This is a genomic window from Legionella sp. PATHC035 (genome assembly GCF_026191115.1).
Classification (GTDB): Bacteria; Pseudomonadota; Gammaproteobacteria; order Legionellales; family Legionellaceae; genus Legionella.
This window is the reverse complement of sequence record NZ_JAPHOT010000001.1, coordinates 2494838-2517813: the sequence shown is the minus strand read 5'-3', so window position 1 is coordinate 2517813 and position 22976 is coordinate 2494838. Positions and strand designations below refer to the sequence as shown.

Genomic DNA, 22976 nt, shown 5'->3' with positions numbered 1-22976 from the left:
CGCTAATGCCTCAACACAGTGCAAGTTATACCTTCTCGATATTTCATAGAATCTCCGAACAACAAAAATAAAAACAAAATCACACCATTTTGACCAATTTAAAAGCAAAAACCCCGTCCAAGCTATTTTATTATTAGGCAAGATGTATTATAGTGCGCTACAGTGGGTCAATAAGCGGCAAAAATATGTTAAAGAAATTAGAATCTAGATCATTTACCCTTACTATGTTGGGGACAGGCACAGTCTATACCCCTACTCTAAAAAACAAGAAAAAAGTACCTGTAAAAGCAGGAGATAAATTGCAAGAGTATTATCCTAAAGGAGAAACTCTCAGTCTTGTATCAATGTTGGTCAATACAAATAACCCTGTGGCTGATCAAAACCCGCTTGTTCCTTATCACTCCCCAGACATCGCTGTTGTTAATGGCCCTAAGAATGAGGGAACCGATGTTGGCGAAAAAATTGGAATTGGTCTGGGTATCGCATTAAATGCTCTTGTTCGAGGACAAACTGAACTCAATGAGATTGCCCACAGCAGAGGCGGGGTTGAATCCATCCTGATTGCTCATGAAATCAATGCGATAAAAGAGGCGATTCCCCTATGTGAAGATTTTGAGCATCTAATCAAAGAACTGACACGACAACAAACAGAGCGACACAAAGGTAAACCCACGAATAATACCCCAGACATTATTAAATCACTATTAACCCAATTACCTCAATCAACGGCAGAGAGAGAGCAATGGTTTCAGTCGTTAAAAACCAATATCTCTGACGTGTCAATGAACCTATTTATCATTGACCCGGTTCCTGGGGATCCATTCTGGCCGATAACATGGTATGACTCAAGATTCTATACCATTCCTCCTGTTGTTAAATATGCAGAAGTTATCTATTACGAAAATGAACACTCAGACTGGGGCTTTACACCAATCTATCCAGAAGCATCCGATCCAAAACAACAGGTAGTGATTCGCAATACCCTACCCGGACACCATGGTACAGGTTCTTCCGGCAGTAATGCATCACAACAGAGCATGGTCGTTTCTCCTGATAAAACCAAATCGACACACGTACAAAAATTAATGATTTTTAAACTGCTTCATTTTTTATTAAATCATGGTGTTGAATTTAAAGATGCTCAAGAAATTTTTCATAAACACACCGGACTAGGTAGAAAATATCTCGCTTTTCTGGAAGGCGTAGGAATTAATGAGAATATTGATATAGCTAAACTTGATTTTCCAACCATATTTCGTACGCTTTATGACAAAATTTACGCCAATAGAGCGGCATATGAAGCATTCAATACGACGCATTACACTGGGATGGGTGTTGCACCACAAAGAAAAGTGCTACGTACTGACCATAAATATGGTCTTTTAACGGAAATATTCCCTAAAAACATAGGATATGTTAATGAAGAGCACAGTGTATTAATGAAAGAGTTTTTCTTCAAAATATTCCACGAACCGTCACAAAAAGATCAAACCATTTTAGAGCTCATTCAATCAGCACATACTGTATTGTCTAAAAACATAAAAGTCATTACCAATCTTTCATCTTCTGTTTGTGAACATCAAATCGCTCCTGCAGCAATACTTGATAGTGAAAGTGCACGTAAAGATGTCTTGAGTTCTTTTGGGACATTGATTCAAAGAGTAAGCCAACAATATTTAATGGATGATTGGAGTAGCGAGAAGAAGCAAATTGAAAAAGAAGGACTTTTTGTTGCCATCATTGACCTATGGGCAGAATTTGCAGAACTAGCAAAAAGTGAAAATCAAACCATACAAGTATTTGTCGCATCACTCATCGATTTGACCCTAAACGGGATTAGTCAGACCGTTGCGCAACAACATGCGAATCTGGATGAAAAGTTTAATCGCCTTAGCACCCCAACTGATGCAAACTTAAGGTCCTTTTTTAATACCTTATTAACTCAGCTCAATAAAGAGGGGGCTTATTCTGATTTTGAAATTCAACAGGAAATTAATCAAATCTTTACCAGCCTTGAATTTGCTCAATTAGCAGATCATCCCATCACAATAAAAATAGAATACATTTGCAAACAACTAAAAGAAAAGCTGCCTCAAATTGAAATTGGAGAGAATTTAGTCGAGCAATTTGTAACACGGTTTGAAGAAAATTATGGCAGTTCTTTTGATGAATTTGAAAAACTGTATCATCAGATTGGAATTTTTATTAATGATGCAGCCGCATTAGGTCGACAATTCAAAACTGCAGAAGCGGTGTTTAACAAACATGAACTCTCTTTACGAAAAAAAGCTGAGGCATTAATTGATGTCGCCGCACAAAAATTTTATCGGGATAGGCCAAATGCATTACCTGAACCAGCAGAAAAAGGCACCTTTAAAGAATTAGTTGAACGACATGCCATAAATACTTATGGCGTAGTTGACCGGCTCAAACAAAAAAAAGCGCATTTGGAAGAAGAAAAGGAACACCTAAGTGCCCGTATCAAACTAATGGAGCAACAAATAGCGGAAAAGGAACAAATAGCAAAAGAAACAAACGCCTCACTCGAGTCAGAAAGAGCAAAAAAAATTGAATACCATTCGGCAATGAATAATGATAAAGAAGCTGAATATCTATTGCTCATTAATAAGAAACTTGTTCCATTAACCAAAGAGTATTTGGCCTTTCTCGACACCCAGTTGTCTCACAGACCTCCGGAGCTCGAAAAAAATGATGAGATAAAGGAAAAAGATGATAAAGTAAACTCTAAAATTCGCAGAGTAACGAAGTTGTATGAGATTTTGACCGACACAAACAAAATACCTCATCCCAAAGACCGTTTGCACTCCTTTTACACCAAGCTGGATAGGTATGAAAATCAATTCATAGCTCATCATGATCCTGATTGGGTCACCTTTCGCAGAAACCTGGTCATTGCCGCAGGCGTTCTTTTGACGCTTATCGTCCCTGGATTAATTGCACTGGCAATTTATGCTAATGTAGGTCATTCCTCTGTGAAATCATGTTATTTTTGGCGATCCTCCGGACAAAATGCAGTGACTTCATTTAACCGATACAGAGCAGCTGCTGATATTCCAATCGCTGTTGCAGATAAGGATAAAGAGGAAGGGAGCAGCCCGCCATCAATGCTTGAAGTGATGTAGTGATCTAGCTTGAGGTACAGCATACTCCAAGGTAATGGAATAGGATATTTTATCTCAAACCTGGGTTCCTGCGGTGCCTAACCCAGGCTAGAATCAGAAACAGTTCCTAGTACTTGAATTTTTATCTAAATAAATGGATAGTTACCGTTCTAAAACCATTTAACTACTCTAATGAAACAAATTCACTTTTTATTTATGCTTTGCCTTGCCATACTCTTAGTAGGTTGTGGACAAAAAGGACCACTCTATTTGCCAGAACCAACAACAAAGACGCAAGTGAGTAACGAGAATTCAAAATAATCCAGTTCAACAGGCAAATTATGAAAATTAAATTTACCAAAATGCATGGCTTGGGTAATGATTTCATGGTGATTGATGGCATTAATCAGCAGATTAATCTAAATTCTCAACAAATAATGTCTATGGCCGAACGCCATACTGGCATTGGTTTTGATCAATGCTTGCTTATTGAAGCAAGCATGCAGGACGGTATTGACTTTAATTATCGAATTTTTAATGCCGATGGCCAAGAAGTCGGTCAATGCGGTAATGGAGCACGTTGTCTTGCCTTATTCGCTAAATATTACGGATTAACTGATAAAAATCACTTAACTGTCGCAACGCGCACCACACAGATGAATTTGCATATCAATTCAGACTCTAGCGTTAGCGTCGACATGGGAATCCCACGCTTATCCCCATCGGATATACCATTCATTACCGAGCAACAATCCCCTGAATATTTTTTAGAACTTCAAGCGAACAAAACAGTACACTTTCATGCCTTAAGTGTGGGCAATCCACATGCGGTCTTGGTGGTAGAAGATACCGACAAAGCCCCTGTTCATGCCTTAGGAAAAGCAATCAGTTTACATCCCCGTTTTCCGGTCCAGGCCAATGTTGGATTCATGCAAATTGTGAATCAAAACCATATCAAATTACGAGTCTATGAACGTGGTTGTGGCGAAACACAAGCATGTGGAAGCGGCGCTGTTGCAGCAGCTGCCATTGGCCGCTTATATCATCAATTGGACCAACAAATAAAAGTAACCTTACCTGGTGGCGATTTATTAATTGAATGGTCATCCTTTAATGAGCCGATCATTCTAACCGGGCCAGCCGTTTTTGTTTATGAAGGTATCTTGTTTTAGCTTAAATACATTTCCTATGCAAAATTAACACAAGTATTGAATTTTCTTTACAAAGAGTTATTCTGAAAGAACGCCTCACACTCGCACTGTTCCAAATTTACACTAGACTTCGCTTCAAAGTGCGAAGGGAAGCGCAGAACCGCAGTGTACACCCAAGTACATGAGAACTCAGGCACCTGCTCGATGAATTAGTTTGTCGCTACGATAGAGTATCGAGAGAACTCTATTTGGAAATAGGGCGCTTGGTTAAAAGGAGAGTGTCATGACAGGAAGCAAAATACAAAGTTTTGACTTATTCAAAGCGGCTATGGGAAACCCGGACTATTTAACGGAAATTAATAAGGATACAAAAAGCCAAGCTCACTTTTTAACGACCATTGAGGAAGGGGAATTGACCATCCCGAATATTCTCGAGTCCATTCAAATTGTTAAAAATCCACAGATAAAATCGCTCTTAATTATTTACTTATTAAGTCAAAAAGAATATTTATCGTGTTTAAAGGGTGAATCACTGTTGCACAGGTTAACCCTTCAAGATCATCATATTCCTTCACGTCTTAATGCTCTAGTACATCAATTAGACTTAAAAACGCTCTCACCCCAATTAATAGAGAAACTAGAACCTGAGTCAGCAATTAGTATTCTTTGTTCTGTTCCTCATTTTCATCAATTGACTAAACTCCAAGTAGAGGCCCTTCTTGAACGATACCCTCTCTATGAAAGACACCAGGTTCTTACTTATTGGATTAATCATTTTGCTTTAATGCCTAATGCGCATTATGTTTTGGCTCATTTTATGAACATCGCAGGTCCAAATGTTATTGAGGAATTAGGCAAAATGGAACCGAGCCAAAAAGAAGCAGTGGTGGTTAATATCATTGAGAATTTAGGATTATTTCATACCATTCCTAATAAGTTTTTCGACCATGCGAACCAAGAATCTCATTTGCTATTGGCAATACGTCTCTATCTTAATGGTCACTACAATAGAACCTGTGCCTTTTTTATCAATCAATTAACGAAAAAACTGTTAGATAAAAATTACCCTTTCTCATTAGAGGCAGTAGAACTGCTTTTTTTCTTAAATGATAAGCTCGCATTTAAGGAGTTAGCAACTAGAACCGCATACTTAACCAATCGCTATTTACGAACTAACGCATTAAAAGGCAATGCGGCATTATTTTATCAAAATAAGCGAATCAATATGCCTAGGATGCTCCAAAATATGCATTTAAATCCGCCCATCCCCGGAATTCCTAAAGAACAAAAACCATCAGCCTCCCCTGATGAAAGTCCCTTTATAAAAGAGGTGGTTCAGCGTGGCAAGTCAATGAATTGTTTTGAGTATTTTTTAATACACTATAAAGGCAGTTCGGAGCCCATTCTTAAGTTACTTAATGATTATATTGAGTTTTATGAGCGGTCTGTGGACATCAACACCCGCAACAAAGCGATCCACCACATAGGGTTCATGTTGAAACGTCCCGAAATCGACCAAACGGTAAAAGAAACCATTTTTTCCGCTTTTTTAAACCACCCTGCTTTTTTTGATGAACAAATTATTTATCACTTATTTTTATTTGATGCAAAGAGAGTTATTCGTTATTTTGGTCTTCGTGGTGGAAAAGAAAATTATCAACGAGTCATTGACTTATGTACCTTAGCTCTAAAAAATCTTAACGCTGAAAAAAATCAGGAAACCATTCAAATCGCTCAAAAAGCCCTCTCTGAAGCACAATTAGAATTAAATTTTTCTAATGAGTATGGACTTATTTCTGATTTCATTAACTGGATTAAACGATGTTGGATATATGGATGGACCGGTTTTTTTAAACCAAATTCTCCCAATTTTGTTGCACCAACATCATACTATTTGGAAGAAAACAACAGCTCATCATCCTTAAGTCGAACAAAAAATGCCGAATCACCCCAAGAATCAGAAACAACGCTTCTGAATTTGTTGAACAAAATTGCCCTTCCTTTAACACAAGAAAAATTTGAAGAAATCATTAAAGCACTCGAAAGATTTTCGCTACAAACAATGCCAAAGAGTGAGTTAATTACTCGACAAAAATTGCATCAGTTATATCATTATGTAATGAAACATAGGGAAGAGAATGAACCTCTTTATCATTGGCTAAAAGACAACCAGAATCCATTCGTCGTAAATCAATTTCGTCTTGTAGCGCTGATGTTAAAGGAAAAATCACGCGGAGAGATTGATTCATTACTTGCTCAGGTCAACGAAGATTCTGATCAGCTGCAATATATTTCTGATGAGTTGGATGAGCTGATGCCCGAACTTGTAGTTGTTCCCATTAAAAAACCCGCACCAAGCTCTGAAACAAGTGATTTTGTAGCAAGTGCGGGTAAAATACTCTCCAAATATACATGCGAAGCAACTGTATATGCACAAAGTGCCTTGAGTTGGGCTGAAGGTTTTTTTGCCAAAATGAAAAAACCTGAACTAACGGAAGAAGATACCTTTGAAGTAGAACATATTGAATCGTTTAAAACGATAATAAACAGTAAAGGAACGATTACGACTTGAGTTTCCAACGTTTATGCATCCAATTCCATTGTTCTGGATGAGCCAAAATAATGCGTTCTAACGCTTGATTATAGGCTAAGGTATTATAATAAAGAGACTCTTGAGCCGTATCATAATCTTTCCATGGAATGGGATCATAAAACTCCAGCACATGTTTCCCATTGGGTAATCTATATCCAGCAGCCGGAATTACCGGAACGCCGGTATAACGAGACAGGGTTGCAAGGCTGCGGTAAGTTCCTGCCTTCACGCCAAAAAACTCAACAGCGATACCATCTCGGTTGGCCAGTGAGGCGTGTTGATCAAGGACAAAAATTACTGCATGATTTTTTTCCAAAGCAGCACAAACCTTATCTAGAGAATTTTTTTTAGGAATTACATTTAAGCCGACTTGGTAGTACTGTTTAAATAAACTTCGTTCGATAAATTTAATTGACAAAGTCCGACGAATAAAATGAAACTGGCCTTGGAATTCTTTAAAATTTAAAACACCTCCAATGGGTGCAACCTCCCAATTGCCAAAATGTCCTGTCAGAACTAGAACTCCTTTTTGTTGTGCTACAACTGCCAACATATGTTCATGGCCACGCACCTCTACCAGATTGCGTAAATCCGCTTCTGACATAAAACGTAATTGAATTGCTTCTTTAAAGGATTTAAGCAAATGTGTGTAGTATGATGTAGCCAGTCGTCTTTTTTGCGTGCTATTCAATTGCTCGCCAAAAACACGATCAATATTTGCCATCACGACTTTTCGCTTATAGGGCAAAAACTTATAGACGAATCGACCAAGTAAACTTATGGGCAATTCATTAATTTTTTGTTCTAATTCAGTCACAAGCTTTGATCACCAAACAAGCATTCATACTGGCAAATCCTCGATTGATCGTCAGTGCATAAGGACCACGTTTTAACGCTTGATGCTCCGTGCTTACAGATAATCCTTGGCAACTGGGTGCAACCTTTTGCAAATTCGCTATACCCGGTACACACTTGGAAGAGAGTGCATAAGTAGCCATTACTGTGTCAATCAAACCAGAGGCACATATAGTATGCCCCATAGACCATTTGAATGCCGTTACAGGAATTTCTTGTTCGGCAAAAACACTTTGTATCGCCTGAGATTCACTGTAATCGGATTTACTGTTCCCATTACCATGCGCAACAATAAAACCTAAGTCATTAGGATTTAATTGGACACATTCTAAAGTACGATCTATCAAGTCAGCCAGTTGCGCCCCACTTGTATCCAGAGAAAACAACCCTTCCGCTTCAGTGGTTGATAATCCCCCCATAACTTCACCATAGCACGTGGCTGAGCGCGCACGCATACTGGCCTCACTTTCTAATACTAAAGCAGCAGCACCTTCGGCCAAAATCGTACCATCATGCGACTCATCAAAAGGTTTTAAGTGTTGATTGCTTAATACCCCTAATTGCTCATAGTAAAATAAGGCTTGAGGTTCAGTAGCCATATCATAGGCAACTACTACCGCTCGCTCGGCCTGACCACTGCGAATAGCATGATAGGCTTCCAATAAAGCTTGTGTTCCACCAACCGCATGGTTTGTTACATTATGATTGGGGCCTTTAAACTCATAGGTTATTCCTGTGTATGCAAGAACATTATTAGGCAATATGCGTAATAACCACATCGGGTGAACTGTTTCAAATAGATGCTGTGCAAATTGGTGCATATCCTTTTGAGTTTTTGCAAGTAAAGGTAAAAAATCATATTGTTGAAAATATTTATTCCCTGGCGAACCCACGAAAACCGCCGTTTGTTCATTAAATGAATTAGGGTCTTCAAGGGTATCACGATAAGCAATCATTTGACTGTGCTCGATTGCTTGAACTGCAGCATGAATTCCCATGACATCCTGTCGTGAGATGACTTTCATCAACTTGCGATCGGGGAGCATTTTTGCTGGATTAAATTCTTTTAACTCCCCACCCAAACGATGAGGCCATTGCGATAAATCCCAGTGAGTTATTTCAGCAATTCCATTTTTACCCGAAAGAATTGCATCCCAGGTTGCATCCGCAGTAGCGCCTGAAGCGGTTAGTGCACTTCGTCCTGTAATAAATACTCTGTTACTCTGACTCATATACCCGCTCCTTCAAATTCAGGATGCTTAAATAACAAGCAACTATTGGAGCCACCAAATCCAAATGAGTTGGAGAGAACCACTCCCAAAGAGCGTTCACGCGGTCCATCAACCACATAATCCAAATCACACTCCGGATCGGGAGTAGTTAAATTAGCAGTCTTGGGTATCGTTGCTTGCTCTATCGATTTAATTGATAAAACAGCCTCCAGCGCACCGGCCGCAGCAATCAAATGTCCGGTTTGACTTTTGGTCGAACTCACAGGCAAGTTTGCGACAGACTCTCCAAAAACGGCTTTAATGGCATTGGTTTCACTTAAGTCATTCATTTTCGTTGAGGTACCATGAGCATTAATGTAATCCACATCAGAAGCTTGGACTCCCGCATCTTGCAGAGCACGCTCTATTGCTTGTATTGCCCCATCGCCATTTGGATGCGAATCAGTAATTCGATAAGAACTTAATGAATTTCCTTCGCCAGCCAATTCTGCGTAAATACGAGCGCCACGCGCTTTTGCCTTACTCCATTCTTCCAGAATTAAAAAAGCAGCCCCTTCTCCTAAAACAAAACCATTACGGGTCCCATCAAAAGGTCTACTTGCTGTTTCAGGCGTGCTGTTATAAGTAGATAAGGCACCTAATAAGCAAAAACTGGATAATCCCAAAGGATTAATCATTGAATCAAATCCTCCAGCCAGCATAAAATCAGCTTCACCCCGACGAATGACTTGCATTGCTAACCCCAGTGCTTGTCCACCTGATGCACAAGCTGTATGCACCGAGGAAGCATAACCTCTGATGCCAAATTGTTGGATCAACAAAGAAAGTCCTGAATTTGGCGTTGTTTTACCGAAATCAGATAATTTATAAAATTCTTGCGTATTCGCCAGCAAACGCGCCCAATCTGCTTCACCATTTGGGGCACAAATTTCTTGAAATCGAGATAAGTAATCAAATTCAGCAGTCATCATCCCACTGCCGGTGACAACCCCCCACTGCGCTGCGGTTTGTGCTGTTGGCAAAATCCCTGCGTCATCAAAAGCCTGCTGGGCTGCTTCAAGCGCATAGCGGGTAAAATACACGGAAAAGCGACTGCGTTTGGTAGTTAAATGAGGGGCAAGCGAAAAATTCTTCACCTCGGCCGCAATATAGGTTGGAAAAGCACTGGCATCAAATTGTTTGATTTCAGAAATACCTGAACGTCCCTCCAATAAATTGGACCATGTAGACTGAACGTCAAGCCCTAAAGGAGAAACAGCTCCCATACCTGTAATCGCAACTCGTCTTTTTTTCACTTTTATTTACCTCTGGGAATAAGCACTACATCGACCACACAAACCCGTTTACCTGAAACCTCACTACGATAAGCAAGAATTAATTCATCTTCTGTTTGCTTTTTGACTGTTACAAAACATTCAAGAACATCACCTGGATAGACAAACTCATTCATTTTTATTTTGCGACACTCGCTCACTTGATAGTCAACTGCATACCCTGCGCGCCGAATAAATTCGCGCGCCAAATTTAATTTACATTCCAATAATACCGTCATGGGTAATACCGGTTTTTTGGGAAAGTGGTCTGCGAAATAAAGGGCCGCGCGGGATATTCTTTTTTCTGCGGTTAAACTAACCCCTGGTTGACTGGAACGAATTCGGTCAAACGTCATGGACACTACAGGCAAGTTCAAATCCATAATCAGATCGTCACTCAATATTGGGGCGCTCTCCTTACTGATAGCCAACCAATCACCTGGTCGATTAATTTCGCAATATTGCTGTTTCACTTCATCTAAATCGATAAAATCATCCATAGGAAGTAACGGTCCTAAGGCGCCTTCGATACTGAACACACGTTCATTACCCACTCTCGCTTCACTATGATATTGCATTACTGAGCTATCTAAGTGCTCAATAAAGGACTCAAGCAATAAAGTTTCACCTACATAGGCGGGCCGATGCATGGAAGATTTAGCAACAATCCCCGCCACAGGTCTGCAGGTAAATTCTTGGAGCGCCATCACATTCCATGCAGCCAATTGCCCCAGGGTTTCTCCGATTAATGAGGGGATAAAACAGGGGCGTCCCTGCGCATCAACTGTGAGGCATGTATCATTAGGGGTCACATGTTTGATTCCCCGGATCACCTGACCAGGAGATGACTCCACTATACGATCAACGAATAAGAATCTCATCAGTATTTATTAAGCCCTATTAACCTTGAATTTAAAAAAACACCCGAATTAAGCTTCAGATCCAGCAGTTTGTTGTTCTTTGATTGCAGCAACAACTAATTTACAAAATGTTTCAATGGTAAATAGCATCGGTATTTCATTGACTTTCATATTGGGCTTAAATTGCTCAGCAGGAACTTCACTTAAATAATTTTGCAATACCTTCAAACCCTTTTCGGTAATAATACCGCCTTTCTCGAATTCATCTTCTGCTAAGTCACCACGTGCATTTTTTTCTAATTGACCACGAGGGATTTTAATTTTGAATTCTTTTTCTAATTGGAATACCAAATCAAGAAAATCAATGGATTCTGCGCCTAGATCTGCTATCAACCGACTGTTAAGAGATACTTCTTCTACATCAATCACTAGCACATCAGCAACAATTTCCCTAACTTTAGGATAAACGTCTGCTACATTCATATTTTTTCCTCAGAGATAGCTAATTTACAAAGCCGAAAATTATACCATACATTTTTTTAAAGGCATAAAGTTAAGAATGATTAGGTATTAACCAACTTGACTATACCCTGCATCAACAAATAAAGTATGCGCATTAATCATGGCGGCTTCAGGCAAACATAAGAGATAAATGGCATTAGCCACATCTTGAGTTGTCAAGGGTCTATCACTCAATGAGTGCGCCTGATATTCATCAAGCAACTGTTCTCTATTTGGAAAATGCTTCAATGCGTCGGTATCAACTACTCCAGCAGAAACAGTATTCACAGTAATACCATCAACAGCCAACTCAAGGCTCAAAGAACGTACTAAAGCTTCAAGAGCTGCTTTAGATGCTCCAATAAATGCATAATTTGGAATCGCTCGAGACGCACCAAGACTTGATAAAGCAATAATTCGACTCCCCTTGGGCATCAATGAACGTGCTTCCGTTGCCAAATGATTTAACGCCAAAGCATTAGTTTCCAAGCACCAGCGCCAATGTTTGGTAGACATCTTAAGTGCTGACTTTAAAACACCACTTGCCGCATTACTGATTAGAAAATCAAGGCGATCAAAATGTGTACGGAATTGAGCAAACATTTCTTTTACCGATTGATGATCGGCAACATTCGCCTGCAGAGCGACCGCTTTGCGCCCCATAGCCTGGATTTCTTCGACTAAAGATTGAGCTTCATCAGAACTGTTGTAATAAACTATGGCGATATCACTTCCTGCTTGAGCTAACTTTAATGCAGTTGCTTTACCGATGCCTCGAGCCCCGCCAGTAATTAATCCAACTTTACCTGCAAAAACCAAACTCATGGAATATTCCTCATTAACTTCACGTGATTAAAAAAAGTAGTGTTGATGCAATACCATCGTGACAGCCCATAAATCATAGTCCGTTTAGCGCGTAAATTGACCAACAATTACAAAAAACTACATTTTCATTTTTATTGAGCAATAAAGCAATGTTTCATGTATTAAATTTTTAAATATCTTGTTTCTAGAAGGCTAACTTTGTACTATCCGCACACGATAAAGATAAATATATATTAATGAATGAAGCATTCCTGGTTTAAAACGGTATTTCCTATAGCCGCGATTTTTTCTTTCCGCATGATGGGTTTGTTTTTACTCATCCCTGTATTCAGTATTTATGCAGAAAATTTACAAGGCGCAACGCCGACACTAGTAGGGCTTGCTCTAGGAATTTATGGTCTTGCTCAAGGGCTCCTGCAAATGCCTTTTGGTATGCTCTCCGATAAAGTTGGAAGAAAACCTATAATCGCCATAGGCTTAGTCCTATTTGCTTTAGGTAGCCTACTTGGTGCGATAACGAATTCTATTTATGGGATGATAATTGCCAGAGCCTTACAAGGTACGGGTGCAATTGGTAGTGTTTTAATCGCCTTACTCGCCGATTTAACCCCTGATGAGCAACGCACTAAAGCCATGGCAGTCATTGGGATGACTATTGGAACCTCTTTTAGTCTCGCTATGGTTTTGAGTCCCGCTCTTACCCACCATTTTGGTCTAGCTGGTATTTTTAACTTAACGACTCTATTAGCAATAGCAGGGATCATCTTGCTTTATTTGGTCATACCCAAACCGATCAATGAACGTTTTCACGTTGATAGTGAAACAAATCCCGCTTTATTTAAGCAAGTTATTTCTAACATGCAACTGCAACGCCTGAATGTTGGCATTTTCTGCCAACATTTTATTCTCACCGCCACCTTTTTTGCTATCCCCTTCATCCTGAGAAAGCAAGTGGAACAAGGCCATTTATCACAGCAATGGCATTTTTATCTGCCCATTATGGTCATTTCATTTATACTCATGATCCCGTTTATTATTCTTGCGGAAAAGAAAAAGCGCATGAAAAGTGTTTTTCTGTCATCCGTATTCATAATGGCTTTGACTCAGTTATTATTGGCCTACTCCTTTCAAAATTGGATGAGTCTCTGTACGCTCATACTCATTTACTTTATTGCTTTTAATATCCTCGAGGCCGCATTGCCCTCTTTAGTATCCAAGCAGGCAAATCCTAATAATAAGGGAACTGCTATGGGTATTTATTCAACCAGCCAATTTTTAGGACTATTTCTTGGTGGGGCATTAGCAGGTATTTTGTATCAATGGAATAGCAGCCAGGGCATTTTTATTAGTAATGCCATCTTAGCTATTCTATGGTTACTTATTTCTCTGCCAATGAAATCAAACGTGTCTTTTTCAACCCTTATTTTACCCTCTCCTTGGCTCCAGAAAAATGAACAAATTATCAGTCAACTATTGAATGCTGACGGAGTAATTGAAGTCGCATTCGCAGAAAAGGAGCAGGTTATTTATTTGCGTGTAGATAGAGAGCGCTATCTTGAGGGCAGTGCAGAAAAAATCATTTATCACGGAAAACACCAATAATGGAGCTATGAATGAAAATTTCTTTGAAACATCAAGCCACGGAACACAGTAACGCAGCATCCTGTACCGTCACCGAGCATCATCTTAATGATCCCATGCTTGATTGTGCTATTGCAAAAATATCAGGTCGATACCCTGAGACACGACGCGTCGTCAATTTAGCATGTAATGAATTAGCTTATGTCTTCCAAGGAGAAGGGAAACTCGTTGTCAATCATACGGAATATAAATTATCTGCTGGCGATGCAGTATTAATTGAGGCTGGTGAAAAATACTACTGGGAAGGGACTATGCAACTGTTTATTTCTTGTCGCCCTGCCTGGAGTCAAGAACAGCATCAATTGACCGATTAAATAGCGCGCCCTTAAGCAAACAGGCAATAGTGTCAACGTAAACGTTTAGATGTAGCCCGTATTAGCGCAGCGTAATACGGGATTGAAGATTTATTTCCCTATCAAGAGTGTGTCTAATTCGGGCTACCGAAGTTAATTTTCTTCACAGTTACTGGCGAACCAGGCGCAAATTTTTACCTGTAAATGGGGTCTTTTCAGTAGAACGGTATGGATTGATATCCAAACCGCCTCGCCTTGTATACCGACCATAGACCGTCAACTTTTCTGGTTTGCAATAATTCATGATATCGACAAAAATTCGTTCGATACATTGCTCATGAAACTCATTATGATTGCGGTATGAAACCAGATATTTTAATAAACCCTCTCGATTAATTTTTTTGCCTTTGTAAGCAATTTGTACGCTTCCCCAATCAGGTTGATTTGTAACCAGACAGTTTGATTTTAAAAGATTTGAATACAAAGTTTCTTCAACAAGTTCATTGCCTACAGCAAGAAATGCGGGTTCAACTAGATATACCGAACATTCTATATCAAGCTGATCAAGCGAATCCCCCACTAATGAGCGTTGTATAGAAAATTGATCCGAAGAATCCAAAAGATGAATGTTGACCCAAACCTCTGCGCCAACACGCTCCTGTAAATCCTTTTTAATTGTATTTTCTAATTCACTCACACTTGAAATCCGTGTGTTGTTAAATGAATTAAAATAAAGTTTTAAGGATTTTGATTCGATTAAGTTAGGGGAGTTGCACTCATAAAACAACTCAGCAACCGCAACCATAGGCTTCCCTTTGGCATTAAGCCAGGAAACTTCATAGTGATTCCAGCAATCAAAGCCATAAAAAGGTAATCGAGTCGGATCCACTCCAATTTCCTGTCGTTTTCCTGCCCTGGGAATAGGATATAACCGATTTGGATTATAGGTTTCATCATAAGCAGATTTTTTACCTAATTCAGATTGTTCCGCGTCAGATTGATATTGTTGCAACACGTCGTCATTCATTGTATTTAACTCCAAGATTTCTATTATTTTTGCGGTACTTTTCCAGTTCACAGGCTGATTCATTTCCATTTGACTGGAAATATAAGTAAGGAGAGCTGCCGCTTCATTGATTCGAGCTGCTTTTTCAGTCAGTTCACGTGCTTGTATGCCTATAGAAGTCATCACATCAAAATTAGGATTTTCCATGATCTTTTTTATGGTTGACAAAGAAAAGCCCAAAAATTTTAGCGTAGTAATCTGCTGCAATCGAATTAAATCCATTTCAGAATAGAGACGATATCCATTCTCTAAACGCTTTGTAGGTTTTAATAAGCCAATTTCATCATAATATTGTAAAGACCTAACTGTTAATGAGGTCATTTGGCTAATTTCTTTAATTTGGTAATATTTCATTTAATCTTCTCCTGAATCATAATTTTAAACTATCACGTAACGTGATAGTCAAGAGAATAATTTATAAATATACTGCAAGGACTACAAATAATGTCTAAAAAAGACTTTGGTTGGTTAAAATATATTACAGAAATCCAAGCAATCGCTCAAAATGGATTGACCTATGCAAATAATGAATTTGATAAAGAGCGTTATTTAAGACTCCGTGAGGTTGCTTCTGAATTTATTGCGAATTATTCAGACGCTTCACTCGCTGAGATAAAGCAAATATTTTCATCAGAAAAAGGATATGCAACGCCTAAAGTTGATGTGCGGGCTTTTATTCTAAAAGATAATAAACTCTTATTAGTGAAAGAGCGCACTGATGCGTTATGGTCCTTGCCTGGTGGATGGGCAGAAACAAATGAATCAGCATCGGAATCAGTGATTAGAGAAGCTAAGGAAGAAACTGGATTTGATGTTTCTGTCATCAGACTACTCGCTCTATGGGATAAACAAAAACATGATCATCCATTACAATGGCCTCATACCTATAAATGTTTCTTCCATTGTGAAATTGTGTCCGGGACAGCAAAAGAAAATCTCGAAATTTCTGAAATCGATTTTTTTGATTTAGCACGTCTTCCGCCCCTCTCAACACCTAGAGTTACACAAAAACAAATTACGCGTCTTTATGAACTTGTTGCTAATTCAGATAAAACTCTTTTTGATTAAAGGTATATTGGCAGCGACTGTATGCCTACATTGTTCATAAAGAACAAAAAATGAAAAAACTATTTGAAAAGAATTGCAATGAACTATTGTGAATCAACAAGCATATTACCTATGGGATACACTTGCTGCATTTATTTAGAAATAATCCAATTAAAGTTCACTGCAACACATCAGTGCAAGGGATATATAAATTAGGTATACTCTTCTCCTAACTTTCGCATACAGGAGATCAGAAATGGCACGTGGTATAAATAAAGTCATCTTAATTGGTAACGTCGGTGTTGACCCTGATGTACGCTATTTACCCAATGGCAATGCGGTAACGACACTTTCCATTGCTACCAGTGAAGCATGGAAAGATAAAGCAACTGGTGAAAAGCAAGAGCGAACCGAATGGCATCGCGTAGTCTGTTTTAACCGCTTAGGTGAAATCGCTGGTGAATACGTCCGTAAAGGTTCTAAACTCTATATTGAAGGCAGTTTAAGAACGAGAAAATGGCAAGATCAACAGGGTCAGGATAGATATACTACAGAGATTGTAGCAAATGACATTCAATTGTTAGACAGTAAAGGGGCTGGTTCATCCAGTTTTGATGAAATGCCACAGGCTCAATTTGCGCCAAGCAATCAAAGTGCGGCAAGACAGCAACCAACTCAAGTACCACAAGATGCATTTGATCAATTGGATGATGATGTCCCATTCTAAGTTCATCTGAATATTAGCCTCATCTCTTGTTTTACTGCCCTTACTGATAAGGCGCCTTTTATTCACTGTTACTTGGGCGAGGCCGGAGCCTTAACCTAGGTTTCAGTGATACAATCATTTCCGGACTAGGTCTTCTCCTGCCACTCAACTCGATACTTTGCTTTTCATTATTTAAAATTTAGGAACACAAACTGTTATATACACTATATGCTGAACCAATAATTTACTCATTCATCCTATTGAGGTTCTTATGGATAAAATAAATTTAATTGAAAAATTTAAACTTTTTAACGAGTTCTGGTCGCCACATATTGTTGGGGAGCTTAATGGCCAATATGTCAAACTTGCAAAATTCAAGGGAGAATTTATCTGGCATAGCCATGCGAATGAAGATGAGCTATTTTTAGTTGTTAAAGGAATTCTAGACATTGAGTTCAGGGATAAAAGAGTCAGCTTAAATGAAGGCGAATTTTATATCGTACCAAAGGGCGTAGAACATAAGCCGATTGCTCATGAAGAGACCCATGTTCTCCTGATAGAGCCCAAATCAACCGAACAAACAGGGGGAATCGAAAGTGATTTACTCGTCAACAAACAATCTTGGATTTAACTTTAACGAAAAAAGACTAACACTCGTTAATACTCACCGGAGCATAGAATTTTCTACATACTTCTTTATTAATTTAGGCTGTAAGATAGTCTACGATTGTCAAAAAAAAACCCGCAGGAAGCGGGTTCTTTAGTTAGTGAGGATGCTGAAATTTATTCTTCAGATTCATCACTAACTACAGGTCTGTCTAAGAGCTCAACAATTGCCATAGGCGCGTTGTCACCATCTCTAAAACCACATTTAATGATACGTACATAACCACCTGGACGCTCAACAAAACGTGGGCCTAAATCTTTAAACAATTTACCAACAGCAGACTTAGATCTCAAAATATCAAACGCATGACGGCGTGTCGCTACTGAATCAATTTTTGAAACAGTAATTAAAGGTTCAATATAACGTCGTAGATCTTTAGCCTTGGGCAGAGTTGTTTTTATCAACTCATGCTCAATCAAAGAACAACACATGTTTGCAAACATAGCCTTTCTGTGGCTACTTGTACGGCCAAAACTACGACCTGAATTACGGTGACGCATAACCAAAACTCCTAAACTTTATTCGCCAAGATTTGCTGGCGGCCAATTCTCAAGTTTCATACCCAGCGATAATGAACGTGAAGCTAAAACATCCTTAATTTCGGTTAAAGATTTCTTACCAAGGTTAGGAGTTTTTAAGAGTTCATTTTCAGTTCTTTGTACTAAATCGCCTATATAATGAATATTTTCTGCTTTCAAACAATTCGCAGAACGAACAGTTAACTCTAAATCATCGACAGAACGTAGTAGAATAGGATCAAAATCATTGCGTTCTTTATTATCTGCGCGTGACTCTTCAAATTTCATGTCTACAAAAGCATGAAGTTGTCTTTGAAGAATACTAGCAGAAATTCGTATTGATTCTTCAGCATCAATAGTCCCATTAGTTTCTAACTCAATAGTTAACTTATCGAGGTCAGTTCGATTTTCTACACGAGCACTATCAACATAATAAGCCACTTTTTTAACTGGAGAGAAACTATTATCAATTTTAAGTTTCCCAACTGATTTTCTTTCTACTTCATCATCGAAATGTCTAATGAATGAATCAGTACTGTGGAAACCAATTCCTCGTTCAACCTTCAATGTCATATTTAATTTGCCTTTTTCATTCAAATTAGCTATGACCAACTCTGGATTAATAATTTCTAATCCGTGAGTCAATTGAATGTCTCCAGCTGTAACTTGACAAGGACCTTGCTTGCTTAACGTTACAATCGCTTCTTCACCGACTGTCATTTTTGTCGCAACTAACTTCAGGTTCAGTAAGATGTCCACGACATCTTCCTGTACACCTTCAATTGTGCTGTATTCATGTAGAACACCATCAATTGAAACTTCGGTAATCGCACTTCCGGGCATTGATGATAGTAAGATACGTCTCAAAGCATTGCCGAGAGTATGACCAAAGCCACGCTCCAAAGGCTCTAAAACTATTTTAGCTTTATAGGGCGATTCTGCCTGGACCTTAAGAACATTAGGTGTCAACATTTCATTGATTTCAGTATACATTCAGCTATTTCTCCGAGCTTACTTAGAGTAAAGTTCTACAACTAAGTTTACGTTGTAGTCTGAAGATAAGTCAGTTAACGTTGGTGCTGTAGAGAATGTTCCTTTGAAAGAAGAAGTATCTACAGTAATCCAATCGCATGCAGCTCTTTGTTCTGATAAAGCTAAAGCAGCCTGGATACGACCTTGAGCTCTTGCTTTTTGACGAACAGATATAACATCACCTGGTTTTACTAGGAATGATGGAACGTTAACTACTTTATCATTAACAAGTATCGCTTTATGCGTAACTAATTGACGCGCTTCAGCACGTGTACTTGCAAAACCCATACGATAGACAACATTATCTAAACGTCGTTCAAGCAACGACATCAGATTTTCGCCTGTTGCACCTTTCATACGAGCAGCCATTTTGTAATAGCCACGGAATTGCTTTTCAAGAACACCATATAATCTTCTGATTTTTTGTTTCTCTCGAAGCTGAATTCCATAACCATTCATACGTGGTTTTTTATCACCATGTTGTCCAGGTAACTTTTCTGATTTACATTTGGACTTATGATCACGGACACCGCTTTTAAGTAATAAATCACAACCTTCACGACGTGATAACTTACATTTTGGACCAAGATATCTAGCCATTAATTACTCCTGAGTCTTATACACGACGTTTTTTCGGTGGCTTACACCCATTATGAGGTATACCAGTAACATCGGTAATTTCAACAATTTTGAAATCCTGTGATATTAATTCACGAATAGTGGATTCTCTTCCAGGTCCGGGACCATGAACAAATACAGCCACAGATTTCATACCGTATTCTTTTGCAACAGCAGCAGCACGCTCAGTAGCAACCTGTGCAGCATAAGGAGTACTCTTTCTTGACCCTCTAAACCCTGAGCCACCAGATGTTGCCCAACACAGTGCATTACCTTGTCTATCAGTAAAGGTCACTATCGTATTATTAAAAGAAGCATGAACATGGACGATACCATCAGATACGACACGTTTTGCCTTTTTGCGTACTTTTTGTTGTTTTGACTTAGTTATTGCCATCTTACTTTCCTACATGAAAAATCAAACGGTAGTGCCTTTTCTGCGACCTTTTCGTGTACGAGCATTAGTTTTCGTACGTTGTCCGCGCAATGGCAACCCTCTTCTGTGTCTTAGACCACGATAACATCCTAGATCCATAAGGCGCTTAATGTTCATCGTCACAACACGACGCAAATCACCTTCCACTGTTATTTTTGCAATTTCTGTTCTTAAAGACTCAAGTTGAGCATCGGTCAGTTCTGAAACCTTTTTAGAGGGTTCAATACCAACTGTAGAACACAGTTTTAAGGATGTAGGTTTACCAATACCATATATTGCTGTTAAAGCAATCACAACATGTTTGTGATCAGGTATATTTACTCCTGCAATACGAGCCATTAACTTCTCCGAACGTTATTTGTTCTGTCGAAAGGGACAGAAGAATACTATTTTTATAAAATTAAATCAAGCAGAGTTTAACCTTGCTTTTGTTTATGTCTGGCATCTTTACAAATAACTCGTATAGTGCCACTTCTTTTAATAATCTTGCAATTGCGACAAATTCGCTTTACAGATGCTCTTACTTTCATTCTTAACTCCGAAAAAAATCATAAAAGACCAGGTAATTTAGTACCTTTAAAATTAGCCTTTTTCATTAAAGAATCATATTGCTGGGTCATTAAATGTGCTTGTACCTGAGCTACAAAATCCATAATAACAACTACGATAATCAGCAATGACGTTCCTCCGAAATAAAAAGGGACATGCCATGTATACATCAGAATCTGAGGCAAAAGACAAACCAGAACCAAATAAATTGCACCAACTAATGTCAAACGAGTCATTACACCATCTATATATTTAGTTGTTTGTTCACCTGGTCTAATTCCGGGTATGTATGCACCAGATTTTTTTAAATTATCAGCAGTATCTTTGGGATTAAACACCAGAGCTGCATAAAAGAACGCAAAAAATATAATAGCAACTGCATATACTATTAAATATAAAGGCTGTCCAGGAGATAATGCCATTCCAACATCAGCAAGCCACCCTAAACCTTTAGTATGTGAGAAAAACTGTGCCAAAGTTGCCGGTAATAAGATAATGCTGGATGCAAAAATAGGTGGTATTACACCAGACATATTAATCTTTAAAGGTAAATGACTTGTTTGAGCGGCATAAACCTTTCTACCTTGTGTTCTTTGGGCATAGTTAACTCTTATACGTCGCTGTGCGCGCTCCATAAATACTACAAATCCTGTTACTACTACCACTACCACTGCAATAATAATTAACGTCAAAGCTTGCATTTGCCCTTCTTTAACTTGCTGAAGAACAGAGGCAATTGCTGTAGGCATGCTTGATACAATTCCTGAAAAGATAATTAGCGATATTCCATTGCCAACACCTTTTTCAGTAATCTGCTCGCCTAACCACATTAAGAACATAGTTCCTGTAACCAAAGTCACAACTGCAGTAAAGTAAAACGAAAAGTCAGCTTGAAGTGCAATTTGTTGTCCAGCTAACCAACGTGCCATCCCTAAAGATTGAAACACAGAAAGCAGCAGAGTTAAATACCGGGTGTATTGGTTTATTTTCCTACGTCCAGACTCACCTTCCTTTTTAAGTTGTTCGAGCTTGGGTGATACAACTGAGAACAACTGGATGATAATGGACGCTGAAATGTACGGCATAATACCAATAGCAAAAACCGTAACACGCGATAATGCACCACCAGAAAACATATTGAATAAGCCAAAAATTGTATTCTGTTGTTCATTAAAAAAATTAGCCAATCGTGCGGGGTCTAAACCTGGAACAGGGATATGAGCACCCAACCGATAAACTAATATGCCAAGAACAACGAACAATAATCTTGATTTTAGTTCAGCCAATCCACCACGTGATTGGCTTGCATTATGTTTTTGGTTTTTCATAGTCACTCTTCTATGCTGCCGCCTAAACCTTCAATGGCTAAACGAGCTCCTTTAGTGACCCTTAAACCTTTAAGTTTGATGGCTGTAGTTAATTCACCGGATAAAATAACTTTTACATCTTTAATAGAACTGTTTATAAGGCCCGCTTCACGTAAAACATTTAAATCAATTACATCAGCAGACAACTTTGCCAGTTCACTCAGACATACTTGATCTACAGTTTTACCAACTCGTGATTTAAAGCCCATTTTTGGCAGTCTTCTTTGAATAGGCATTTGTCCGCCCTCAAAGTTTATCTTATGATAACCACCAGCTCTTGCTTTTTGACCTTTATGTCCTTTACCACTTGTTTTACCTAGCCCGGATCCTATACCACGTCCTAAGCGTCTTTTAGGGCGTCTTGAACCAGGATCTGGTGATAGTGAATTTAAATTCATTATGCACTCTCCTCAACCAGCAATAAGTAATCCACTATATTAATAAGACCACGGATTGCTGGCGTATCATTATGTGATACGCTTGAATTAGTTTTACCTAGACCTAATTGTTTTACTATAGAAATATGCTTTGGCTTTCTGCCTATAATGCTTTTTACCAAAGTGATTTTAATTTTCTTTTCCATA

Annotated in this window: 25 protein-coding genes; 9 read left to right on the top strand and 16 right to left on the bottom strand. The window is 38.7% G+C overall.

Going from position 1 to position 22976, the window contains the following annotated elements; all coding sequences use genetic code 11:
- Positions 1–185: 185 nt before the first annotated feature.
- From OQJ13_RS11160 to OQJ13_RS11145, 4 genes are all read left to right on the top strand, one after another.
- Entirely contained in the window at positions 186–3143 is a 2958-nt protein-coding gene (locus OQJ13_RS11160; RefSeq protein ID WP_265710892.1) for a hypothetical protein, read from the top strand.
- Positions 3144–3314: 171 nt separating this feature from the next.
- Positions 3315–3443, top strand: a complete 129-nt coding sequence (gene lptM, locus OQJ13_RS11155; RefSeq protein WP_322783745.1) for an LPS translocon maturation chaperone LptM — start codon at positions 3315–3317, stop codon at positions 3441–3443.
- A 20-nt stretch (positions 3444–3463) separates the two neighbouring features.
- Entirely contained in the window at positions 3464–4294 is an 831-nt protein-coding gene (gene dapF / locus OQJ13_RS11150) for a diaminopimelate epimerase (RefSeq protein WP_265710891.1), read from the top strand.
- A 262-nt stretch (positions 4295–4556) separates the two neighbouring features.
- Positions 4557–6845: a hypothetical protein gene (locus OQJ13_RS11145; protein ID WP_265710890.1), complete on the top strand. Its 2289-nt coding sequence runs from the start codon at positions 4557–4559 to the stop codon at positions 6843–6845.
- Here OQJ13_RS11145 and OQJ13_RS11140 read toward each other — a convergent pair.
- The 6 genes from OQJ13_RS11140 to fabL all read right to left on the bottom strand — a co-directional run bounded on the left by OQJ13_RS11140 (position 6835) and on the right by fabL (position 12452).
- Positions 6835–7683 carry a lysophospholipid acyltransferase family protein gene (locus OQJ13_RS11140; protein WP_265710889.1) on the bottom strand — a complete coding sequence of 283 codons (849 nt, stop codon included), beginning with the start codon at positions 7681–7683 and terminating at the stop codon, positions 6835–6837. The genes OQJ13_RS11145 and OQJ13_RS11140 overlap by 11 nt on opposite strands.
- Positions 7676–8953: a beta-ketoacyl-[acyl-carrier-protein] synthase family protein gene (locus OQJ13_RS11135; RefSeq protein ID WP_265710888.1), complete on the bottom strand. Its 1278-nt coding sequence runs from the start codon at positions 8951–8953 to the stop codon at positions 7676–7678. The genes OQJ13_RS11140 and OQJ13_RS11135 overlap by 8 nt, the downstream gene beginning before the upstream one ends.
- A complete protein-coding gene (locus OQJ13_RS11130) occupies positions 8950–10248 on the bottom strand; it encodes a beta-ketoacyl-[acyl-carrier-protein] synthase family protein (RefSeq protein WP_265710887.1) in 1299 nt (432 codons plus the stop codon). The genes OQJ13_RS11135 and OQJ13_RS11130 overlap by 4 nt, the downstream gene beginning before the upstream one ends.
- A gap of 2 nt (positions 10249–10250) precedes the next feature.
- Positions 10251–11147, bottom strand: a complete 897-nt coding sequence (locus OQJ13_RS11125; protein ID WP_265710886.1) for a 3-hydroxyacyl-ACP dehydratase FabZ family protein — start codon at positions 11145–11147, stop codon at positions 10251–10253.
- 48 nt (positions 11148–11195) lie between these two features.
- Complete coding sequence (locus OQJ13_RS11120; RefSeq protein ID WP_028381366.1) at positions 11196–11609, bottom strand: acyl carrier protein; 414 nt, start codon at positions 11607–11609, stop codon at positions 11196–11198.
- Positions 11610–11696: 87 nt separating this feature from the next.
- Entirely contained in the window at positions 11697–12452 is a 756-nt protein-coding gene (gene fabL / locus OQJ13_RS11115; protein ID WP_058388339.1) for an enoyl-[acyl-carrier-protein] reductase FabL, read from the bottom strand.
- Between the two features lie 240 nt (positions 12453–12692).
- Between fabL and OQJ13_RS11110 the strand changes: the two genes are divergently transcribed.
- Positions 12693–14054: an MFS transporter gene (locus OQJ13_RS11110; RefSeq protein ID WP_265710885.1), complete on the top strand. Its 1362-nt coding sequence runs from the start codon at positions 12693–12695 to the stop codon at positions 14052–14054.
- Positions 14055–14065: 11 nt separating this feature from the next.
- Positions 14066–14407 carry a cupin domain-containing protein gene (locus OQJ13_RS11105; RefSeq protein ID WP_265710884.1) on the top strand — a complete coding sequence of 114 codons (342 nt, stop codon included), beginning with the start codon at positions 14066–14068 and terminating at the stop codon, positions 14405–14407.
- Between the two features lie 148 nt (positions 14408–14555).
- Here OQJ13_RS11105 and queF read toward each other — a convergent pair whose 3' ends face one another.
- Positions 14556–15806: an NADPH-dependent 7-cyano-7-deazaguanine reductase QueF gene (queF, locus tag OQJ13_RS11100; RefSeq protein ID WP_265710883.1), complete on the bottom strand. Its 1251-nt coding sequence runs from the start codon at positions 15804–15806 to the stop codon at positions 14556–14558.
- A 90-nt stretch (positions 15807–15896) separates the two neighbouring features.
- On the opposite strand from queF, the gene OQJ13_RS11095 reads away from it, so the two are divergent.
- From OQJ13_RS11095 to OQJ13_RS11085, 3 genes are all read left to right on the top strand, one after another.
- Positions 15897–16520 (top strand): NUDIX hydrolase, encoded by a 624-nt coding sequence (locus OQJ13_RS11095; protein WP_265710882.1) that lies wholly within the window; start codon positions 15897–15899, stop codon positions 16518–16520.
- Between the two features lie 235 nt (positions 16521–16755).
- Positions 16756–17226, top strand: coding sequence for a single-stranded DNA-binding protein (gene ssb, locus OQJ13_RS11090; RefSeq protein ID WP_265710881.1), 471 nt, complete (start codon positions 16756–16758; stop codon positions 17224–17226).
- Positions 17227–17476: 250 nt separating this feature from the next.
- A complete protein-coding gene (locus tag OQJ13_RS11085) occupies positions 17477–17836 on the top strand; it encodes a cupin domain-containing protein (protein WP_265710880.1) in 360 nt (119 codons plus the stop codon).
- A 152-nt stretch (positions 17837–17988) separates the two neighbouring features.
- Here the strand turns inward: OQJ13_RS11085 and rplQ are convergent, their stop codons facing one another.
- The 9 genes from rplQ to rpmD form a co-directional block, all read right to left on the bottom strand.
- On the bottom strand, positions 17989–18372 hold the full coding sequence (gene rplQ / locus OQJ13_RS11080) for a 50S ribosomal protein L17 (RefSeq protein WP_265710879.1): 384 nt from the start codon (positions 18370–18372) through the stop codon (positions 17989–17991).
- An 18-nt stretch (positions 18373–18390) separates the two neighbouring features.
- On the bottom strand, positions 18391–19383 hold the full coding sequence (locus tag OQJ13_RS11075; RefSeq protein ID WP_028381374.1) for a DNA-directed RNA polymerase subunit alpha: 993 nt from the start codon (positions 19381–19383) through the stop codon (positions 18391–18393).
- Between the two features lie 18 nt (positions 19384–19401).
- Positions 19402–20022, bottom strand: a complete 621-nt coding sequence (rpsD, locus tag OQJ13_RS11070; protein WP_265710878.1) for a 30S ribosomal protein S4 — start codon at positions 20020–20022, stop codon at positions 19402–19404.
- Positions 20023–20038: 16 nt separating this feature from the next.
- On the bottom strand, positions 20039–20437 hold the full coding sequence (gene rpsK, locus OQJ13_RS11065; protein ID WP_003633055.1) for a 30S ribosomal protein S11: 399 nt from the start codon (positions 20435–20437) through the stop codon (positions 20039–20041).
- A 21-nt stretch (positions 20438–20458) separates the two neighbouring features.
- On the bottom strand, positions 20459–20815 hold the full coding sequence (gene rpsM, locus OQJ13_RS11060; RefSeq protein ID WP_028381376.1) for a 30S ribosomal protein S13: 357 nt from the start codon (positions 20813–20815) through the stop codon (positions 20459–20461).
- A 77-nt stretch (positions 20816–20892) separates the two neighbouring features.
- Complete coding sequence (rpmJ, locus tag OQJ13_RS11055) at positions 20893–21006, bottom strand: 50S ribosomal protein L36 (RefSeq protein WP_010946099.1); 114 nt, start codon at positions 21004–21006, stop codon at positions 20893–20895.
- 18 nt (positions 21007–21024) lie between these two features.
- Positions 21025–22353 carry a preprotein translocase subunit SecY gene (gene secY / locus OQJ13_RS11050; RefSeq protein WP_265710877.1) on the bottom strand — a complete coding sequence of 443 codons (1329 nt, stop codon included), beginning with the start codon at positions 22351–22353 and terminating at the stop codon, positions 21025–21027.
- A 2-nt stretch (positions 22354–22355) separates the two neighbouring features.
- The gene (gene rplO, locus OQJ13_RS11045; protein WP_265710876.1) at positions 22356–22790 is read right to left on the bottom strand and encodes a 50S ribosomal protein L15; all 435 of its coding nucleotides are present in this window, start codon (positions 22788–22790) and stop codon (positions 22356–22358) included.
- Positions 22790–22975, bottom strand: coding sequence for a 50S ribosomal protein L30 (rpmD, locus tag OQJ13_RS11040; protein WP_028381379.1), 186 nt, complete (start codon positions 22973–22975; stop codon positions 22790–22792). The genes rplO and rpmD overlap by 1 nt, the downstream gene beginning before the upstream one ends.
- Position 22976: the final 1 nt, after the last annotated feature.

What these genes read in the sequence shown, in the direction of transcription:
- OQJ13_RS11160 (WP_265710892.1), top strand. Translation starts at nt 186, where the DNA reads ATGTTAAAGAAATTAGAATCTAGATCATTTACCCTTACTATGTTGGGG.
- lptM (WP_322783745.1), top strand. Translation starts at nt 3,315, where the DNA reads ATGAAACAAATTCACTTTTTATTTATGCTTTGCCTTGCCATACTCTTA.
- dapF (WP_265710891.1), top strand. Translation starts at nt 3,464, where the DNA reads ATGAAAATTAAATTTACCAAAATGCATGGCTTGGGTAATGATTTCATG.
- OQJ13_RS11145 (WP_265710890.1), top strand. Translation starts at nt 4,557, where the DNA reads ATGACAGGAAGCAAAATACAAAGTTTTGACTTATTCAAAGCGGCTATG.
- OQJ13_RS11135 (WP_265710888.1), bottom strand. Translation starts at nt 8,953, where the DNA reads ATGAGTCAGAGTAACAGAGTATTTATTACAGGACGAAGTGCACTAACC.
- OQJ13_RS11125 (WP_265710886.1), bottom strand. Translation starts at nt 11,147, where the DNA reads ATGAGATTCTTATTCGTTGATCGTATAGTGGAGTCATCTCCTGGTCAG.
- OQJ13_RS11120 (WP_028381366.1), bottom strand. Translation starts at nt 11,609, where the DNA reads ATGAATGTAGCAGACGTTTATCCTAAAGTTAGGGAAATTGTTGCTGAT.
- fabL (WP_058388339.1), bottom strand. Translation starts at nt 12,452, where the DNA reads ATGAGTTTGGTTTTTGCAGGTAAAGTTGGATTAATTACTGGCGGGGCT.
- OQJ13_RS11110 (WP_265710885.1), top strand. Translation starts at nt 12,693, where the DNA reads ATGAAGCATTCCTGGTTTAAAACGGTATTTCCTATAGCCGCGATTTTT.
- OQJ13_RS11105 (WP_265710884.1), top strand. Translation starts at nt 14,066, where the DNA reads ATGAAAATTTCTTTGAAACATCAAGCCACGGAACACAGTAACGCAGCA.
- queF (WP_265710883.1), bottom strand. Translation starts at nt 15,806, where the DNA reads ATGAAATATTACCAAATTAAAGAAATTAGCCAAATGACCTCATTAACA.
- OQJ13_RS11095 (WP_265710882.1), top strand. Translation starts at nt 15,897, where the DNA reads ATGTCTAAAAAAGACTTTGGTTGGTTAAAATATATTACAGAAATCCAA.
- ssb (WP_265710881.1), top strand. Translation starts at nt 16,756, where the DNA reads ATGGCACGTGGTATAAATAAAGTCATCTTAATTGGTAACGTCGGTGTT.
- OQJ13_RS11085 (WP_265710880.1), top strand. Translation starts at nt 17,477, where the DNA reads ATGGATAAAATAAATTTAATTGAAAAATTTAAACTTTTTAACGAGTTC.
- rplQ (WP_265710879.1), bottom strand. Translation starts at nt 18,372, where the DNA reads ATGCGTCACCGTAATTCAGGTCGTAGTTTTGGCCGTACAAGTAGCCAC.
- OQJ13_RS11075 (WP_028381374.1), bottom strand. Translation starts at nt 19,383, where the DNA reads ATGTATACTGAAATCAATGAAATGTTGACACCTAATGTTCTTAAGGTC.
- rpsD (WP_265710878.1), bottom strand. Translation starts at nt 20,022, where the DNA reads ATGGCTAGATATCTTGGTCCAAAATGTAAGTTATCACGTCGTGAAGGT.
- rpsK (WP_003633055.1), bottom strand. Translation starts at nt 20,437, where the DNA reads ATGGCAATAACTAAGTCAAAACAACAAAAAGTACGCAAAAAGGCAAAA.
- rpsM (WP_028381376.1), bottom strand. Translation starts at nt 20,815, where the DNA reads ATGGCTCGTATTGCAGGAGTAAATATACCTGATCACAAACATGTTGTG.
- rpmJ (WP_010946099.1), bottom strand. Translation starts at nt 21,006, where the DNA reads ATGAAAGTAAGAGCATCTGTAAAGCGAATTTGTCGCAATTGCAAGATT.
- secY (WP_265710877.1), bottom strand. Translation starts at nt 22,353, where the DNA reads ATGAAAAACCAAAAACATAATGCAAGCCAATCACGTGGTGGATTGGCT.
- rplO (WP_265710876.1), bottom strand. Translation starts at nt 22,790, where the DNA reads ATGAATTTAAATTCACTATCACCAGATCCTGGTTCAAGACGCCCTAAA.
- rpmD (WP_028381379.1), bottom strand. Translation starts at nt 22,975, where the DNA reads ATGGAAAAGAAAATTAAAATCACTTTGGTAAAAAGCATTATAGGCAGA.